At 61.6% G+C, this 16460-nt stretch carries 15 protein-coding genes; 7 read left to right on the plus strand and 8 right to left on the minus strand.

Features of this window, described 5'->3' with window-relative positions; translation table 11 throughout:
* Nucleotides 1-296 precede the first annotated feature (296 nt).
* From LJE91_11035 to LJE91_11055, 5 genes are all read left to right on the plus strand, one after another.
* Nucleotides 297-1550 (plus strand): transglycosylase SLT domain-containing protein, encoded by a 1254-nt coding sequence (locus LJE91_11035; GenBank protein ID MCG6869227.1) that lies wholly within the window; start codon nt 297-299, stop codon nt 1548-1550.
* A gap of 18 nt (nt 1551-1568) precedes the next feature.
* Entirely contained in the window at nt 1569-2678 is a 1110-nt protein-coding gene (locus LJE91_11040) for a hypothetical protein (protein ID MCG6869228.1), read from the plus strand.
* A 95-nt stretch (nt 2679-2773) separates the two neighbouring features.
* The gene (locus tag LJE91_11045; protein MCG6869229.1) at nt 2774-3352 is read left to right on the plus strand and encodes a hypothetical protein; all 579 of its coding nucleotides are present in this window, start codon (nt 2774-2776) and stop codon (nt 3350-3352) included.
* Between the two features lie 251 nt (nt 3353-3603).
* On the plus strand, nt 3604-6660 hold the full coding sequence (locus LJE91_11050) for an AsmA family protein (GenBank protein ID MCG6869230.1): 3057 nt from the start codon (nt 3604-3606) through the stop codon (nt 6658-6660).
* Nucleotides 6661-7090: 430 nt separating this feature from the next.
* A complete protein-coding gene (locus LJE91_11055; GenBank protein ID MCG6869231.1) occupies nt 7091-7876 on the plus strand; it encodes a MipA/OmpV family protein in 786 nt (261 codons plus the stop codon).
* Nucleotides 7877-8375: 499 nt separating this feature from the next.
* Here the strand turns inward: LJE91_11055 and LJE91_11060 are convergent, their stop codons facing one another.
* From LJE91_11060 to surE, 5 genes are all read right to left on the minus strand, one after another.
* On the minus strand, nt 8376-9125 hold the full coding sequence (locus LJE91_11060; protein ID MCG6869232.1) for a sulfite exporter TauE/SafE family protein: 750 nt from the start codon (nt 9123-9125) through the stop codon (nt 8376-8378).
* Nucleotides 9126-9479: 354 nt separating this feature from the next.
* The gene (locus LJE91_11065) at nt 9480-10436 is read right to left on the minus strand and encodes a cation diffusion facilitator family transporter (GenBank protein ID MCG6869233.1); all 957 of its coding nucleotides are present in this window, start codon (nt 10434-10436) and stop codon (nt 9480-9482) included.
* Between the two features lie 42 nt (nt 10437-10478).
* Complete coding sequence (gshA, locus tag LJE91_11070; GenBank protein ID MCG6869234.1) at nt 10479-12056, minus strand: glutamate--cysteine ligase; 1578 nt, start codon at nt 12054-12056, stop codon at nt 10479-10481.
* 108 nt (nt 12057-12164) lie between these two features.
* Entirely contained in the window at nt 12165-12812 is a 648-nt protein-coding gene (locus LJE91_11075; protein MCG6869235.1) for a protein-L-isoaspartate(D-aspartate) O-methyltransferase, read from the minus strand.
* Nucleotides 12813-12820: 8 nt separating this feature from the next.
* The gene (gene surE / locus LJE91_11080) at nt 12821-13591 is read right to left on the minus strand and encodes a 5'/3'-nucleotidase SurE (protein ID MCG6869236.1); all 771 of its coding nucleotides are present in this window, start codon (nt 13589-13591) and stop codon (nt 12821-12823) included.
* A gap of 77 nt (nt 13592-13668) precedes the next feature.
* Here surE and LJE91_11085 point away from each other — a divergent pair, with 77 nt between their 5' ends.
* Nucleotides 13669-14211, plus strand: coding sequence for a Smr/MutS family endonuclease (locus LJE91_11085; GenBank protein MCG6869237.1), 543 nt, complete (start codon nt 13669-13671; stop codon nt 14209-14211).
* 15 nt (nt 14212-14226) lie between these two features.
* Here the strand turns inward: LJE91_11085 and LJE91_11090 are convergent, their stop codons facing one another.
* Complete coding sequence (locus LJE91_11090; protein MCG6869238.1) at nt 14227-14895, minus strand: cytochrome b/b6 domain-containing protein; 669 nt, start codon at nt 14893-14895, stop codon at nt 14227-14229.
* A 51-nt stretch (nt 14896-14946) separates the two neighbouring features.
* Between LJE91_11090 and LJE91_11095 the strand changes: the two genes are divergently transcribed.
* Nucleotides 14947-15246, plus strand: coding sequence for a DUF2845 domain-containing protein (locus LJE91_11095; protein MCG6869239.1), 300 nt, complete (start codon nt 14947-14949; stop codon nt 15244-15246).
* 20 nt (nt 15247-15266) lie between these two features.
* Here the strand turns inward: LJE91_11095 and LJE91_11100 are convergent, their stop codons facing one another.
* Entirely contained in the window at nt 15267-15629 is a 363-nt protein-coding gene (locus LJE91_11100; GenBank protein MCG6869240.1) for a VanZ family protein, read from the minus strand.
* Between the two features lie 147 nt (nt 15630-15776).
* Nucleotides 15777-16088: a hypothetical protein gene (locus LJE91_11105; GenBank protein MCG6869241.1), complete on the minus strand. Its 312-nt coding sequence runs from the start codon at nt 16086-16088 to the stop codon at nt 15777-15779.
* Between the last annotated feature and the right edge of the window lie 372 nt (nt 16089-16460).

Below are 16460 nucleotides of genomic sequence, written 5' to 3' on the forward strand. Positions count from 1 at the left end.
GACATACCAGATCGCGCCGGGTGAGCTGCGAAGCAGTGAACGGCTTGGGCAGGAAGCCCAAGACCGGTGCCCAAGCAAAGCAGGGACAGCGCCGCGCCGGGATCGTTCGTCATCAAGGCGCGACAACAGGCGCATCGTCGAACGATGGAACGGTTGTCGCAACACGGAGGACGGACGAAAAGACAAACAGGATGGACTGTCATTTGACAGAAATCGCCTTAGGTCCAATCGGAATCCGGTTCGTAGCTCCAGCCGGTATCTCGCCCGGAAGACCACACGGCAGGCAGGAGGTTTCGATGCCACGTACCAGACTCCTTATCATCGTTGCCCTCGCGCTCCCCTTTATCGCCACGGGGCAATCCTTCGAGGATTATCGCAGGGCAACGCAGCAGGGTGCCGGCGCCTACGGCAGCGCCGACGAGCGCAAGGAGTTCGAGTCCTGGCGCAACCAGCAGCAGCAGGAGTTCACGCAGTACCAGAAGGAGTTGATGCGCGAGTTCGAGGTATACACGCGCACACTGCGCGAGGAATACGCACGTTACCAGCGCTCGATCAAGGAAGTCTGGGACCAGCCAGAGGTATCGACGCCTAAGGCCTGGGTGGAGTACTCGAAGGACCGCAAGACCAAGCGGGTCGTCGACTACGACAAGAACGAGATTCGCATTTACGTCGTCGAACAGAAAGGCAAGGACGCGGCAAAGGTCATGGAGGATGCGCTGAAGGACGCCCTCGAAGAGCGCGTCGCCACCGCCGTCAAGCGCGAGCCTGTGATGTCCGAGGTGGACAAGAAACTGCGCGATAGCAGCCCGGTGGTCAAGAAGGCCGACCCCGGCAAGGAGCGCGTCCTGAAGGAACTGTTCGACAAACCCGAACCCACGCCGGCAGATGTCGAGAAGAAGGCGAACGACCTGCTGAAGAAGGCCGGGGTCAAACGGGAGGTGGCCAAGGTCAGCTCGCCTGCGCGGCCCCCGTCCACCGCCATGGTGGTGACCATTCCGATGCCCGAGACCCGGCCGCTGAAGAAGGCCGAGGAATACCGCGAGATGGTGGCCAAACACGCCGGCGAGTGGAAGATCAACGAGCCACTGGTCATGGCCGTGATCCACACGGAAAGCGCCTTCAATCCGATGGCGACCTCCTACGTACCCGCCTACGGGATGATGCAGATCGTGCCGCGCTACGCCGGGAAGGAGGTTTCCGAGAGACTCTGGGGCAAACCGAAACTGCTGGCCCCGTCCTACCTGTACAACGCCAACAACAACGTGCAGATCGGCACCGTCTACCTCAACCTGCTCTATTACAAGTACTTCAAGGACGTCAAGGATCCGGAGAGCCGGCTGTTCTGCTCCATCGCGGCTTACAACACCGGACCCGGGAACGTGGCCAGGGCCTTCACCGGTAACCGAAACCTGAAAAAGGCGATCCCGTCGATCAACAAGCTCAGCTCCGAGGAGGTCTACGATCGCCTGCGAAAGCACCTGCCCTACGACGAGACGAAGGACTACATCGAGCGGGTGGCGAAGCGCATGAAGGCTTATCAGGATCTGTAGCGCTCCGACAGCAATCCGATGACACCGAGGGGCGGCATCCTCGTGCTTCTGGCGATTTTTGCCGGTCTCGCGGGCTGCGAAACACCGCCACCGCAACGGGAGGCCTGGAAACCCCCACCGGTGTGCTGGCTGTACCAGCCCGTGCGGGACGGGATGATCGGCAGCGTCGGCATCGCCCGATCGGTCGCGGCGGGCGGACCGAAGCAGGTCGAGTTACTGTCCCGCAGGCGCGCCGCGATGGGGCTGGCCGCCTGGCTCGGGCTGGAGGGAATCGCGGAATCCGACCTGGACGCGGAGATCTCCCGCGGAAACGACAGCATCCGCCTGACGGGACACGAGGTGCGTTTCGCCGATCACATCGACTGGAAGGGATACCGCTACGAGTATGCCGTGCTGGACGCGCCCGGGGTCTCTGCGGCCGAGCTTCGGGAAGGCTGCGACGGTCAATGCGTCCCGCAGACCTGCGAACCGGCGTGGCTGTGCGATCCGATGCGCGAGGACGAGGCAGCGATGCTGGGCGTGAGCTTCCGCGCCACCTCGTTACCGGCCCAGTACCGGGTGGCGCTGGACAACGCGTTGGCACAGTTACGCTACTTTTACGGTGTGCAGGTGCAGACCCGAGGGTGGTACTACCGGGCAGAAGACAGTCTGGGCAGCTATCGGGTCAGGGTCAGGGACGTCGACGTGGAGGCGGCAGGAAAATCGCCCACCGAAAGTCTGCGACTGCTGGTGACCGAGAGCTGTTTCGCGGGGGAGCAGTTGTTCCTGCGCGTCGCGAGCCCGGACCTGCCGCCGTTGCCACACGGCGCGGGCAAGGACTGGATCACGGAACCGAACCGGCAAGGTTACGAAGGCGCGGTGGGATTGGCGAGCATGACCTCCGACGGACAGATGTCCTCGCAGATCGAGCTCGCCGTCGAGCGAGGGTTCGGCGAGTTGACCGGTGCCGGGCAAACCGCACTGACCGACAGTTTCGTGACCCGGCAGACCAGGACGTCGAAGACCGTACTGTGGGAACTGACCACCGAGGGCGAGGCGACGATAGCAGGCCGGGTGATGGGGTTCTACTTCGAACCCCAGGATGACTACCGTACGAGGGTCTATGTATGGGTGGTAAAGGAACGGTGATCCGGGGGAACCACCGTGCGGTGCGGCTACCCTCCCCCGCCGACCGGAACCATCCGGAATTCGTTGGAAACGATCCACCACTGAGGAGAAAAGACATGAAGCATTCCCTTCGCATCGCTGTCGCCGTCGCGGCATCCATGATCGTCGCCGGATGCGCGTCGACACCCAAGGAAAAGGCCAAACCCAACGCGATCAGCTCACTGCCGGACTGGGTCTCCAACCCGACGATCGCCGATGGGATCGCCTCGTCCGAGTGCGTACCGTGGAGTGGCGACATGTCGCTCGATCGCGCCGAAGCGGTCGCCAAGGCGCGGGCGGACCTCGCCAAGCAGATCGACATCAAGGTCAAGGCCATGGACAAGACCTACGGGCGGAAGACCAAGACCGCCGCCGGCGTCTCCTCGGGCGGCGTATTCGAAACGGTCTCCAAGCAGGTCACACAGCGCGACCTCTCCGCCACCCAGGTGATCAAGGTGCACTTGGTCGACATCAACAAGACCGATCACCTGTGCGCGATGGTCGCCTTCGGCAGCGCCGCGAGCAAGAAGCTGTTCGACGACATCGTCTCCAGCAGCGCGGTCGCCGACCAGATCAGCCCGCAGGACGAGAGGGTGTTGTGGGAGGAATTCAAGGCCTACAAGGGTCATCAGGAACTCGACGCGGAGACGCGCTAGACACCCCACTCGAGACCGGGCCGGGGCGGCGGGGCAAACCCGGTATCAGGGCGAGCGGCTCGAGGCGATCCGCATTGCCGCGATCCAGAAATACCAGGCCGAGGCCTTCGACGACCTCGACAGGGAAATGCCGACGGAATCCGGACACCTGCAACATCCCAGCGGCACGGCAGGGGATCCATTCGGGGAACTCGAGGCGGAAACGCACAGCGATTAACCCGCTCCGGTGAGACACCCGGGGGAAACGCGTCATGAAATGGCTCAAGCGCCTCATTCTGGTCTCGGCCCTCCTGCCGATCGCGGCCGTCACGGCGCTGCTGACGGTCAATCCCAATCACTTCAAGCCGGTGATCGAGCGCGCAGTTCAGGACGCCACCAACAGGACGATCTCGGTGGACGGAGACCTGTCCCTGAGCTGGTTTCCGTCGATCGGACTCGAACTCGGTCCCACGCGACTCGGCAATCCACCCGGATTCGGTCAAACGTCCTTCGCCCGGATCGAGCGGGCGATCCTGCGGGTGGAATTCCTTCCGCTCCTGCAAGGTACCCTGCGGATCGTCGAACTCGACATTCGCGGCCTGAAACTCGGTCTCCATGTCGACGACAACGGGCAAACGAACTGGCGCGACCTGGTCCTGCTGTTCGCCTCTGAAAGCGAGCAGGCCTCCGGCACACCCTTGCCCGTGACGCTCGCAGGGATCACGGTCGAAGACGCCGCCCTTCATTTCAACGACGCTGTCACCGGCCTCGATTTCTCCATCGCCCCGATCGGTCTCACTACCGGCCCGATCGTCGTCGGCGAACCCGTCGAGTTGGCACTCGAATTCGACGCGAATAGCGCCACCCCGCCGGTAAATACCCACATCCGGGTCGAGACACAGTCGCGCTTCGATCCCGGACGGGTCCTGACGCTCGATGACCTCAAAATCGCGTTTTCCGCACAAGGCGAGGGCCTGCCGCTATCGCTGAAGGAAGGCCAGGTCGCCGGAACCGTCGCGGTCGATTTGAATGAACGCACCGTGTCCGTCACACCCCTGGAAGGGGTGGTCTTCGCGGCGAGTCCCGATGGTGTGGAGGTCCAGATTGCCTCAACGGCGACGGGCACAGGTGATCTGGACACCTACCGGTTCTCGCTAAGCAACCTCCGGGTCAACCTCGACGCCACCGGCCTGCCGCTGGCGGACCGGTGGTTTTCCGGGACCCTGAGCAGCGCGATCGCGGTGGATGCGGCCGCACGGACCGTCACGATCGACCGGTCGCGGCTGGAGATGCGCGGCGAGGGTAGTCGCGGAGAGGACGTGGAACTCCTGCTCGAAGGCGGGGGCGACATCGACCTGGCGCGCCGCAGCGTAAACTTCGAGGGTCTGAGAGCGACACTCGACGCCTTCGGCGTCCCCCTCGGTGAGGAGGCGCTGACCGGTACGTTCACGGCCGACATCAGCGGCGGGCTCGATGGATCCGGCATCAGCATCGGTCCGGTCTCGCTCGTACTGCAGGGGGAAGGGGCCGGCGGTGTCGCCAGCGATCTCAAACTGAACGGAACGGGCTACATCGGACCCGAGGAGGGTGCACCGTTTTCCGCAAAGATTGCCCTGGAGTCCGTTCTGCGGGGCGGAACACCGGATATGGGGGAGAACCGCGGGACGCTCGACTGCGAGTTCTCGGGTGAACTCGCCGCCGACCAGATCCTCGTCTACCCCGTGGACGGGAAGCTGACACACACAGCACCCGACGGAAAGACCGCCCGTGTCGCCGTCAGCAGCAACGGCACGATCGATCTTGAGCAGCGGACACTGAATATCGAGGAAATACGGATAGACCTCAAGGCACGCGACGGGTTCGCGGGGCTCGGGGGAATCAGTGGTGAACTGCGGGCCGCAATCTCCGCAGGTTTGAACCAGGGTTTCATCGAGTTCGAGGCGGCCGAGGCAAAACTGAGGGGAAGCATCCCGGAGGGAGTGATCTTCGCCTTCCGGGCCGCGGGCGACGGACGTTTCGATCCGGAAAAGCAGGTGCTGACGTTCGACGATCTTGGACTCCGGTTCCGCGGCAGCGGGCAGGGTTCCGATGCCGCATCCGTTGAGGTCAGCGCACGGACCGGTCTAGAGGCAGACCTCGCGGAAGGCAAGGCGACAATGGAACCCGTGGAGATCGAGTGGTCCGGAATCAAGGCCGACGGCAGAATACTGGCCGCGGGTCTCAAAGACACGCCCGAGGCGATCGGCAGCCTGAAGATCCACCCGTTTTCTCCGCGCCAGGCCCTGGCCTCACTGGGGCATCCTGTCGCGCCGACTACACCCGACCAGATCCTCGGTTCCGGGGCAGGGTTGCTGGAATTTCAGGCAACGGCGAAACGCATCGTTCTGCCGCGCTTCGTACTGGCGCTCGACGACAGCCGGCTAAACGGGAAACTGAGCGTGGAACCGGGGGAACCCGCCAACATCGTCATGCTGACCCATCTCGACCGCATCGACCTGGATCCCTACCTGGCCGCACTCGCCCGGGAGCCCGCCCCCCCCGAGACTGAGTCCCCCGACACCGGAAACGGCGCTTTCGAGGCAGTGAGTGAGCTACTGAACGCCATCGAATTGAAGGGAACGATGGACGTCGGTGAATTAACGATAGGCGGCACGACCGCCACCGGGATCAATGCCACGCTGCGGGCCAGCGAGGGGGTACTGGATGCGCAACCTGTATCGGCGTCGATCTACGAGGGCCGCGCCCGGGGCCTGTTCTCCCTGGACGCCCGCGAGATCGAGCCCCGCCTCTCCCTGCATACCGAGGCCACCGGTGTCGCCCTCGGGAATCTGATCGCCGACGCCCTGGGCGAGGAGGCCGCGACTCTGGAGGGACGCGGCAGTCTCCGGCTGAATCTCGAAACCCGAGGCACGACCGCAGCCGCGATGACACACCACCTCCAGGGAAGCATTCGAACGGAGATCAAGCGCGGCGCATTGCACGACAAGGCGCTCGCGGCGAAGATCGAGATCATGATGGCACTACTGCGAGCGCGGAAGCCCCGCCCGCCCGAGGAGCGGATCCTGTTCGACCTGCTCACCGGGACCTGGAACACGGACAAGGGCGTGATTTCGAACGATGATCTGCGCTTCGACCTCCCGATCGTTTCCTTCCGGGGCAAGGGCGCCATCGATCTGAACGAAAATCGAATCGATTACGCCCTCTACCCCTTGCTCCCAGGGCGAGAACGCGATCTCTGGCTCGCTCCGATTACGATTCGAGGTCCACTCGCCGATCCGAACTACGGTCTCGATGTGACACGCTTTACCCGGGAAGCGCCTCAACCATAATGAGTGCCCGAAATTTTATAATGTACTTTATTAATTATATTTCTAATCATTTTGTTTTTTATAAAAATAGCTTGATTATGATGTCAATATAATCGTTCAGTCGGTCGCAACAACTCCGCACTGCACCGCCACCATCGTCTACGTATCGTCCCGTATTCAGACGATGAAAAACGAATAATTGTGGTGAGAAAACCGATTGGTAACGGAGTTTTAGCCACACGTGGCGCATTATCCTGCTATATTGTGACTATGGGATTTCTAATCTGCATTACCGGTAGGAAACGGATGCTAGAAATTTCTTATAAATGCTATATATTTCGTACAGATAGGGCGTTTTCAAAAACCCTTTTATGAAGGCAAGACGCCAGGACACGACACCATGATTTATCCTATCGATCGGCGTATATACGAATCGCTGCATTCCTCCCTGATGCGCAAAAGCAACGCTGTCTGTACGGCACTGCTGCTGGCAGGCACCCCGGCACTGGCCGAGCAGCCTAGCGAGATCCCTGGAGCGGGAACGGCGGCAGGTAACTCCGTAAGTAAGGATTACCTGCTCTTCGACGACCCCCAATCCAGTGATCCGCTGTTCCGTCGGGACTCCAGTTTCGGCATGTCGGTACTGGATACCCCGGTTCTGAAGGCAGGAGTCCAGGGAGGGCAACGGACCAGTCGGGAGGGTTACTCCAGCTCGGCAGTCTCCCTGATCGGCGAAGAGTCGACCGAGGTCGGGGTCTACACCCTCGGGACCTTCGGAAACTACACGCTGGGCTCAAGGGTGAACTCCGATCTCAATCCGGAAAGTAGCGGTCTGTCAGGCGAGTTGATGGCGGGGTACCAGGCAAACCTCACGCAACGCCTGAACATGAACTTCGGCGTGGGAACCACCTGGGCAAACCAGGACTACATGGATCACTACTACGGTGTCGACGCGACCAGGGCCCGCAGCACGGGGCTGTCCGAGTATCAGGCCGAGGCGGGTTTTCAGAACGCGGCCCTGCAGATGTCCGCCTGCTTCCAGTTCACCGACATGTGGTCCATGGGCGCAAAGGTCGGTTACCTTCGCTACCTGGGTGACGCGGTAAACAGCCCGCTGCTCGACACCGAAGAACGGGAGGGGGACGTCGTGACCGGGGTCGAATTCAAGTACCAGCCCCCAGGGCTCGCAACGGGTTCCTCCACGAACCAGTACCGGCCTAACTGCGGTATTCGCTGATCCGTTACCTGCCTACCTTCCGTAAGGCAGATCCGCTCTTACCGAATGGCCCCTGCCCCGCGGCAGGGGCCATTTTTTTTTAAATGCACCGCCGTCGCACGGAGCCTTTCCGGATCGAAGGCGAATCATTCCGCTCAGGTCTCCCTGCACCCCCAATCGCCGGCACGTTCCGGTGGGATAGGCAGACACAAGGCGCACAATCCCATCCTTCGCGCGATGCCTTGGAAAAACCTCCCCAACTCGCTGCCGGCAGCGGAAGATACGGCCCTGAGTTTACGATTTTCATGATAGGCAGTCGCACATTTTTCTTTATATTCCTGTGACGGTTAAACTCCTGCGAAAATCGCTGATTAACTTATCAACCTGTCCAATTTTCGGGATCCACTTCAGAATTAATGGACCCTACCACCGGAACCGATAAATGTCAGATCTGCTGTGAACAACTCAAAATGACAAACGGGAGTTAGTCAATGGCAGGCGCTCTAAATCAAACTGCTATTCAAAACCAGAGCTTGACCGCCATCAGCAGCAGCACCAGGGAGAGGACACGTTTGACAATCCCTTCCCCTCCCTTCACCGAAACATGCGCGGACCACCAGGCGCCGAGCCCCATACCCGCGGAAAGTACGACCGCCGCGATCCAGTCGACATTGCCGGTTGCCACGAAGATCGAGATCACGGGCAGTGAGTAAAAGAAGACAATAAACACCTTGTGCATGTTGACGCGCACGAGGTCCAGTCCGCCCAGCATTCGCAGCGCCCACATCAAAAGGAACCCAACTCCGGCCTGCACGAATCCGCCGTAGAATCCGATCCCTATCATCACCGGAACCGTAAGGCGCCGCCGCCAGCGGTTTTCTGAATCGCTGTTCCCACCGATTCTGCCGTCGAACAACAGCGATGCCACGATGAACAACATCACCATGCCAAGCACCTTCTCGAAGAGCGCGTCGTCGATGCGCGAGGCGTAGAACGCCCCCAGCACTGCGCCCGGCAGAGTCAACAGTGCGAGGCCTAGACTGGTACGAAATTCGGAGTAACTTCGCTTGTGATAGGAGGCGACGGCCGAACCGGCCTCGGCCAGGATCGCGATGCGATTGGTGCCATTGGCCACCGACGCATCCATGCCGAAGAAGATCAGCAAGGGAAGGGTCAGTGCGGAACCGCCACCGGCCATGACGTTGACGAAACCGGAACCGGCCCCAGCCGCGAAGATGGCGGCATATTGCAGCGTGGTGAGTGGTTCCATGCGGTGCCCGGTTCCTTACACCTTTCCCCGAAGAGTGGTTAGGCGATTTCTGTCAAATGACATACCATCCTGCTTGTCTTTTCGTTCGTCCTCTGTGTTGCGACAACAGTGACATAGTTCGACTATGTGCCTGTTGTCGCGCCTTGATGACGAACGAAAATCCGGCGCAATCTGGTACGCCATTTTCCGGCAATCGCCTTAGGCATCTGTTCTTTTCCTCGCCCCTGGAAGGGGGGAGGCGAGGTGGGGGGTCGAGACTATCAACAGGCACCGTATATGTCTCGCGATATGTCTCGCGCTCCCACCCCCATCCCGACTTTCCCCCTCGAGGGGGAAAGAGCTGAGAGGGATCGACTACGATTCCTCGTGGCACCTCGGCGCGTTGGCGCAGATTGATTCGTCGCGCCAGATCTGCAGCGTGGCGTGTCCGATCTCGTACCGGTTACGAAGAACGGTGACGATTTCGCACAGCTTGCAGTCGTCGATACGACCCTCCGTGTCGACCAGGTGCGCGGTGAGCGCCGTTTCGGTCGTGCTCAGTGCCCAGATGTGAAGATCGTGTACGGAGGCTACGCCGGGCACCCCACCCAGATACTCAACGACGTCGCCCGCGTCGATGTGCGACGGGACCGCGTCCATGGCGAGATTGATCGAGTCTCGCAGCAGGCTCCAGGTCCCGAAGAGGATCACCACCGTGATCACCAGGCTGATCACTGGATCGAGCCACAGCCAGCCGGTCACCAGGATCGCCGCGGCGGCCAGCACCACGCCCACCGATACGGCGGCATCGGCGGCCATGTGCAGGTAGGCTGCCCGCACATTCAGGTCCCGCCCCTTCCCCGCCACGAACATGAGTGCCGAAACGGCGTTGATGACCGCGCCGATCCCGGCCACGATAACGACGGTCCGCGCATCTACCACCACTGGATGCACCAGCCGGATGGACGCCTCCCAGGCGATGGCTCCCATCGCCAGGACAAGCAGCAGGGAACTGAATACGGAAACAAGTATGGTCGCCCTGCGTGCACCATAGGTTCGGCGCGCGGTTGGCCTGCGTTGCGCGAGCAGGTTGGCCCCCCAGGCGAGCAGCAGGGCCAGGACGTCGCTGAAGTTATGCCCGGCATCCGCGATCAGCAGCAATGATCCGGTATAGAACCCGAACGCGGCCTCGACGATCACATAGATGACGTTCAGCGCGGTGGCATATGCAAACGCCCTGCCCGCATCAAACGCCCCGTGGCTGTTACTGTGGCCGTGTCGATGATGATGATGATAATAATGGTGGTGATGATGATGATGATGATGACCCATTCCGATATCTTGACGAGACACAGGATAATTGCATCGAGTCAATCAAGCCTGCGCGAAATACGCATCCAGGTATGTCTCGAAGCTCTGGTCGTCGGCGGCCTCCATCTCTTCCTGTCGCCGTCGCGAGGCAGCGGCCAGCTCGACGAATTCCCGCCGCGTCGATTCCTCCAGCACCTGATGCGCGAAATGCGCGCGGCATGTCTCTGCCAGGTAGCGGCCGTATTGATGAAATCCCTCCCCTCGCTCGCGCATTTCGCGAAGCATCCTTGCCGAGGGTGTGCGCTCGGGGTCGAGCAGGGCATTGCGCTGTTCCTCCAGGGCCGACCGATAGGGTAGATCGGGATCACCGTCGTCCAGAACCTCGCAGATCCCCACCATGGCGTCCAGCACCTCCAGCCCCCAGGACCGAACCGTCATTTCCCGCCCGTTGCGCCGCAGCTTGAGCTCAGGGTCGCGTCCGTGGTGGGCCGCCGCAATGTCGTTGGCGTCGATCTCGCGGACCTCCTTGACACCCAGGCGCGGGCTTTCTTTCAGAAGACACTGAAGCATGAGCGCCTCCAGGAATCGCATGGTCGACTCGTTCATGCCCAGCGGATCGAAGGGGTTAACATCGAGCGACCGCAGCTCCACGTAGCGCACTCCGCGTTCCCGCAACGCAAGCGTCGGCTTCTCGTTACCCCTCGGTATTTGCTTGGGCCTGACCGTACTGTAGTACTCGTTCTCGATCTGAAGGATGTTGCCGTTGAGCTGGCGGTATTCCCCGTCTACGACCACACCAATCTCGGTGTAACGCGGGCAGGGCGTCTCGATCGCCCAGGTGAGACTCGCGATATAGATGTCGATATTGTCGTAGCGAGCCTTGAATCCACTCTCGTAGGCCTTATTGTTCTGATAGCCGATGTCACCCATGCGCAGCGAAGTCGCGTAGGGATAATGGTAGGTCGTATCGTCGAACCATGCCATGTCCGTCGGCTGATCGCCGACGAAGGTCATGCAGACCGCCGGAGAGGCGCCGAACAGATAGGGGATCAGCCAACCTACCCGCTGCAGGTTGCGAATCATCCCGAAGTAGAACTGATCGATGAACTCGAGCAGCGGGCGTGTGTCCTTTTCCATCACCTGGAACACCGGCCACAGCGCCTCGTTGCAGGAATAGTTGAAATGCACCCCGGCGATGGATTGCATGACCCGCCCGTAGCGATGACCCAGGCCGACCCGATAGACGTGTTTCATGCGCCCGGCGTTGGAGGTTCCATACCGGGCGATCGGCACGCCCTGCTCTCCCGAGACGACGCAGGGCATGCTTGCCACCCACAGGAACTCGTCCCGCAGGATGCGCTGGGTCCACAGCTGCAGGTCGTGCATGAAGTCGAGCCCGGCCCGGATATCGGGCATCGGCGGGGTGATCAGCTCGAGTTGCGATTCGGAGAAATCGGTCGTAATCCAGGGGTGCGTCAATGCGGAACCGAGTTCCGCGGGGTGCGGGGTCTGGGCAAGGCTTCCGTCGGCGGCCACACGAAGGGCCTCTCTCTCGAGACCGATCAAACCGCCGCGCAACAACCCCTGCTGGCGGGCGTTGACGAGACGCGCAAGCCGCTGTTCTACTTCCGGGTAAACCATGGACTAATTCATCCTGACTCGAAGGGCGCTGCCGGGAATCGTACTGGACGCCGAACCGTGTGTTTCAGCGGGAAGGGAGACTGCGGCCGGCGTTTCGGGGTCGACTCGTCATCTCGGGACACGGTCCCGGATCAGGGGAACGAAGGTCACCGATTCGAGCGTCTTCTGCTGGAAACACTCCGGTGCGCGGGTGATCAACTGTAGCTTCTGCACGTCCCGACTACTTCCGATGGGTACTATCATACGCCCCCCCAGGGCGAGTTGCTCCAGCAGCGCCGCGGGCACCTCCTCGGGGGCGGCCGTGACCATGATGGCCTCGTAGGGGGCGTAGCGTTCCCAGCCCAAAGAACCGTCGCAGATGTGGTAACGGACGTTGTGCAGACCGAGTTCGCGGATGCGCTCGCGCGCCTGCATCGACAGCTCGGGGATCCGTTCCACGGTGTAGACACGCTGAACCAGTTGCGCGAGCAACGCGGCCTGATAACCCGAGCCCGTGCCGACCTCCAGCACGCTGGCCGGTATGCCGTCTTTCAACAGGGCCTGGGTCATGAGGGCGACGATATACGGTTGCGAGATGGTCTGTCGATGCCCGATCGGCAGCGCCGTATCCTCATAGGCGCGGCTGGCCAGGGCCTCGTCCACGAACAGGTGTCGCGGGGTGCTGCGGATCACGTCCAGCACCCTGGGATCCAAAATCCCCTCGTCCCGCAGTCTTGCCACCAGCCGGTCCCGGGTGCGCTGGGAGGTCATGCCGATCCCCCCGATCAGGTGCCGTCGCGCCACGCGCAGCCCTCCAGCCAATCGCCGACACGCTCGATGGCATTGTACCGTGTCAGGTCCACCTGAATCGGGGTCACTGATACATAGCGGTGTTTGATTGCATGAAAATCGGTGCCGGGTCCCGCGTCCTGCTCGGGACCCGCCGCGCCGACCCAGAAACAGACCCGCCCCCGGGGGTCCACCGAACGGACAACCGGCTCGGCCTTGTGCCGGAATCCCAGGCGCGTACCCTGGATACCCGCGATCTCCTCGAGCGGCAGGTCCGGCACGTTGACGTTGAGGATGATGTCCGAGGGCAGCGGAGCAGTCTCCAGATGACGCACGAGACAGACGGTTATGGCCGCGGCCGCAGAAAAGTTCGCGGGTGAAGGATCCTGTGAGGCCAGCGATACCGCGATGGCGGGCTTTCCCAGGGATCTTCCCTCCATCGCAGCGGCGACGGTGCCCGAATAGATCACGTCATCGCCCAGGTTCGCCCCGGCGTTGATCCCGGAAACCACCATGTCGGGTTCGGCATCCAGCAGGCCGGTGATGGCCAGATGCACACAGTCGGTGGGCGTCCCGTCGGTACTGATGTATCCGTCCGGGCCCTCGGTCACCCGCAGCGGCCTGTCAAGGGTGAGCGAGTTACTTGCCCCGCTTCGGTTTCTGCTCGGCGCGACGACGGTCACGCGGGCGATCCCGCCCAGCGCCCCGGCGAGTTCGCGAATTCCGGGGGCCTGGAAGCCGTCGTCGTTGCTGACCAGAATATGCATCTCGCTGCGCCGGATCGAAATGATTCCCGGGAGATCATACTATATCGCGAGCCATTCACCGGACTTCCCCGAACGAGATGTCGAAAAACCCGCGAGAGCCGAAAGACGGGCAGACACGATTCGCCGACCTCGTGCCGGACGTCAGGCCACTGCGTACCGATCGGGTGCACGTCCGGGGACCGAAACCGCGCCCCGTCCCGTTTCAGAAGCTTCGCGACGAAGCGCGGGTGATGCGCGAGCTGCTGAGCGATGACTACGATCCGGAAGTGGCCCAGCCCGGCGACAGCCTGCTCTATCATCGTCCCGGCGTTCAGCATCGCGTCATCCGTCAACTGCGTCGCGGCCAGTTCCGTATCGAGGCGGAACTCGACCTGCACGGGCTGAGCGCACATGCGGCGCGCGCCGAGCTTTCAAGCTTCCTGCACGACGCAGAGCGCGAGGGACTACGTTGTGTGCGGATCATTCACGGCAAGGGGAACCGGTCGTCCAATCGCGGCCCGGTCCTCAAACCGCGTGTCAATCAATGGCTGAGGCAACGTGGCGAGGTCCTTGCGTTTTCCTCCGCGGTGCCGACCGACGGCGGTACGGGGGCGCTCTACGTCCTGCTGAAACGGCACTGAATCGCCGGGCCGGGGTCACTCCCCCAGGGAACGCCCGCTTTGCGCCGCTCGCGTAGCCGCCTGCACGCGAGGAGAACCCTCGACATCCACCCGGGGCGACTCGAAGTTGCGGTAACCACTGATCATACCTGAGATGTCCCCGCCCGGCCCGTGAAGGTCGTGCATCACGACGGCCGCAAGGTGCAGCAATGTGAACATGGCGATGAACTGCGCCATCAACGCGTGCACGGCCAGCGCATCGACCCCAACTGTCGCGACATTGTAGGAAACCAGAAACCCCGTCAACGCCTGAGCGCAGAGGAGCCCCAGAACCAGTAGGTAGACCGGCACCCACAGCGGATTGTGGGCATACCAGCGCGGCAGCTCGGCCCTGCCGAGGCTGAGGTAGAAGCGCAGCGTCAGAACTACGCTTCGGTATTGTCTCGGATCCGGCAGGAGGTCGCGCCAGCGCGTCGGGCTGCCGCCAGTGAACAGGAGCCAGATGCGCACCGCGAGCCCCAGCGTAAACGCCCAGGCGGAGAACAGGTGGAAGTCCGTTGCGGCCGTGCCGAGGTACCGGCCCGACCCTACCAGCCATCCCGTGACCATCAGAGCCAGGGTCCCCAGCGCGATCAGCCAGTGCGCGACCCGAAGCGAGCCCGGCCACACCCTGGCTCGCCGAATCCGGTCGATCACGTTGGGCATCGCGCTACCCTATACTTAAAGATGTTGTCCAATGTCATGTGAGATCCGTTCATGGTTCGACTGCTTCCACACCTCATCTTCTTGCTGGCCTTCTGCGCCATTCCAGGCGATGCGCTCGCCACGGGCGCCATGCGCTGCGGCCAATGGGTGATCAGCAGCGGGGACTCCATCGTCACTGTGATCTCCCGTTGCGGCGAGCCACTGTACAAGGAAGTTATCTCCGGCGGCGAGGGATCGCGCGGTCAGCGGGTCGAACAATGGACCTATTCGCAGGGGCGGAACCGCTTCATCAAGATCCTGGAGTTTCGTAGCGGAATACTCGTCAGCATCCGCAGCGGCAAACGATTGTAGCGTCCCTGCCCCGTTCCTGCTCAGATCCGATGCCGCTCGGCGAGGAACCGTTTGAGCATCGCAATCAGCGCCACACCCAGCAGTACCCCCGTCGTGTTCGCCACCATGTCCAGCAACTCGAACTTCCGGAAAGGGATGAAATACTGAACGCATTCCATGAGGAACGAATAGCCCACGCAGATCAGGATGGCCTTTACGGTCCCCATTCTGGGAAACGCAATCTTGAGCACGACGAGCATGGTGAAGTAGGCCAGCAGATGCGACATCTTGTCCGATATCGAATGCAGGAAATCGCGGTGTGGCCGCCGAAGCGAAAGGTAGGTGATGGTGACGACGACACCCGCGAGGGTTGCGTACGAAAACGTCTTGCGAGTGATTCTCACGGTGTGTGAGTCCGCGGGAGCGGTATCATGAGGCAATTCCCTGGGGAGAGAGCTCGGGTTTCGATACGCCAGTCACGCAAACCTCGTGCGCGGTCGGCCAAAGGGCCGGCGCGAAGGCCGGCCCCCGCACGAGGCACGCGCCGGGGGTTATTCCGCGGCGGTTTCCGGTGTTTGGATCGACCGGCCGGATTCACTCAGATATTCCCCGGCCTGTTGCATCTTTTCGCCGGTGTATTCCGTGGCCTTGCCGGCCGCTTCCTTGGATACGCCGTAGGCGTCGGCGGCCACGTCCTTGGTCACATCATATGCGTCCGATGCGACTTCCTTGGTCGCCTCGACGGCCTTGCCGGTGGCGTCCTTGGTTGCCTCGATGGCTTGGGTGGTGTTCTCGTTGTTCATCTTGTCGCAGGCTGTCAGGGCAAGCGTCATGGTCACGATGGCCAATAAAGTACGAATCATTGCTAAACCTCTTAAAACTCAGTTCCGTTTACTGTAACTATCAATAAGTTAAGTTTTCCCTTTCATGGGGCGACGCATTTTAGCATGGCAACCGATTGCACCGCATTGCGATCCCACCACAGGTTCAATCCGGGGCGCGCCGGCCCGGGGCCCTGCCGATCGTCTGCCGCGCGATTCGCACCAGCCGTTGCCCGAGTTCCCGATCGACCACGGGCGTCACGTCGATGTTTGCTAAGGCGATTGCCGGAAAATGACATACCAGATCGCGCCGGATTTTCGTTCGTCATCAAGGCGCGACAACAGGCGCATAGTCGAACTATGTAACGGTTGTCGCAACACAGAGGACGGACGAAAAGACAAGCAGGATGGTAT

It is taken from the genome of Gammaproteobacteria bacterium (assembly GCA_022340215.1).
GTDB lineage: Bacteria > Pseudomonadota > Gammaproteobacteria > JAJDOJ01 > JAJDOJ01 > JAJDOJ01.

Coding starts and splice junctions, on each gene's coding strand:
- LJE91_11055 (MCG6869231.1), top strand. CDS start 7,091: ATGCGCAAAAGCAACGCTGTCTGTACGGCACTGCTGCTGGCAGGCACC.
- LJE91_11040 (MCG6869228.1), top strand. CDS start 1,569: ATGACACCGAGGGGCGGCATCCTCGTGCTTCTGGCGATTTTTGCCGGT.
- LJE91_11050 (MCG6869230.1), top strand. CDS start 3,604: ATGAAATGGCTCAAGCGCCTCATTCTGGTCTCGGCCCTCCTGCCGATC.
- LJE91_11085 (MCG6869237.1), top strand. CDS start 13,669: ATGTCGAAAAACCCGCGAGAGCCGAAAGACGGGCAGACACGATTCGCC.
- LJE91_11105 (MCG6869241.1), bottom strand. CDS start 16,088: ATGATTCGTACTTTATTGGCCATCGTGACCATGACGCTTGCCCTGACA.
- surE (MCG6869236.1), bottom strand. CDS start 13,591: ATGCATATTCTGGTCAGCAACGACGACGGCTTCCAGGCCCCCGGAATT.
- LJE91_11095 (MCG6869239.1), top strand. CDS start 14,947: ATGGTTCGACTGCTTCCACACCTCATCTTCTTGCTGGCCTTCTGCGCC.
- LJE91_11065 (MCG6869233.1), bottom strand. CDS start 10,436: ATGGGTCATCATCATCATCATCATCACCACCATTATTATCATCATCAT.
- LJE91_11090 (MCG6869238.1), bottom strand. CDS start 14,895: ATGCCCAACGTGATCGACCGGATTCGGCGAGCCAGGGTGTGGCCGGGC.
- LJE91_11045 (MCG6869229.1), top strand. CDS start 2,774: ATGAAGCATTCCCTTCGCATCGCTGTCGCCGTCGCGGCATCCATGATC.
- LJE91_11035 (MCG6869227.1), top strand. CDS start 297: ATGCCACGTACCAGACTCCTTATCATCGTTGCCCTCGCGCTCCCCTTT.
- LJE91_11060 (MCG6869232.1), bottom strand. CDS start 9,125: ATGGAACCACTCACCACGCTGCAATATGCCGCCATCTTCGCGGCTGGG.
- gshA (MCG6869234.1), bottom strand. CDS start 12,056: ATGGTTTACCCGGAAGTAGAACAGCGGCTTGCGCGTCTCGTCAACGCC.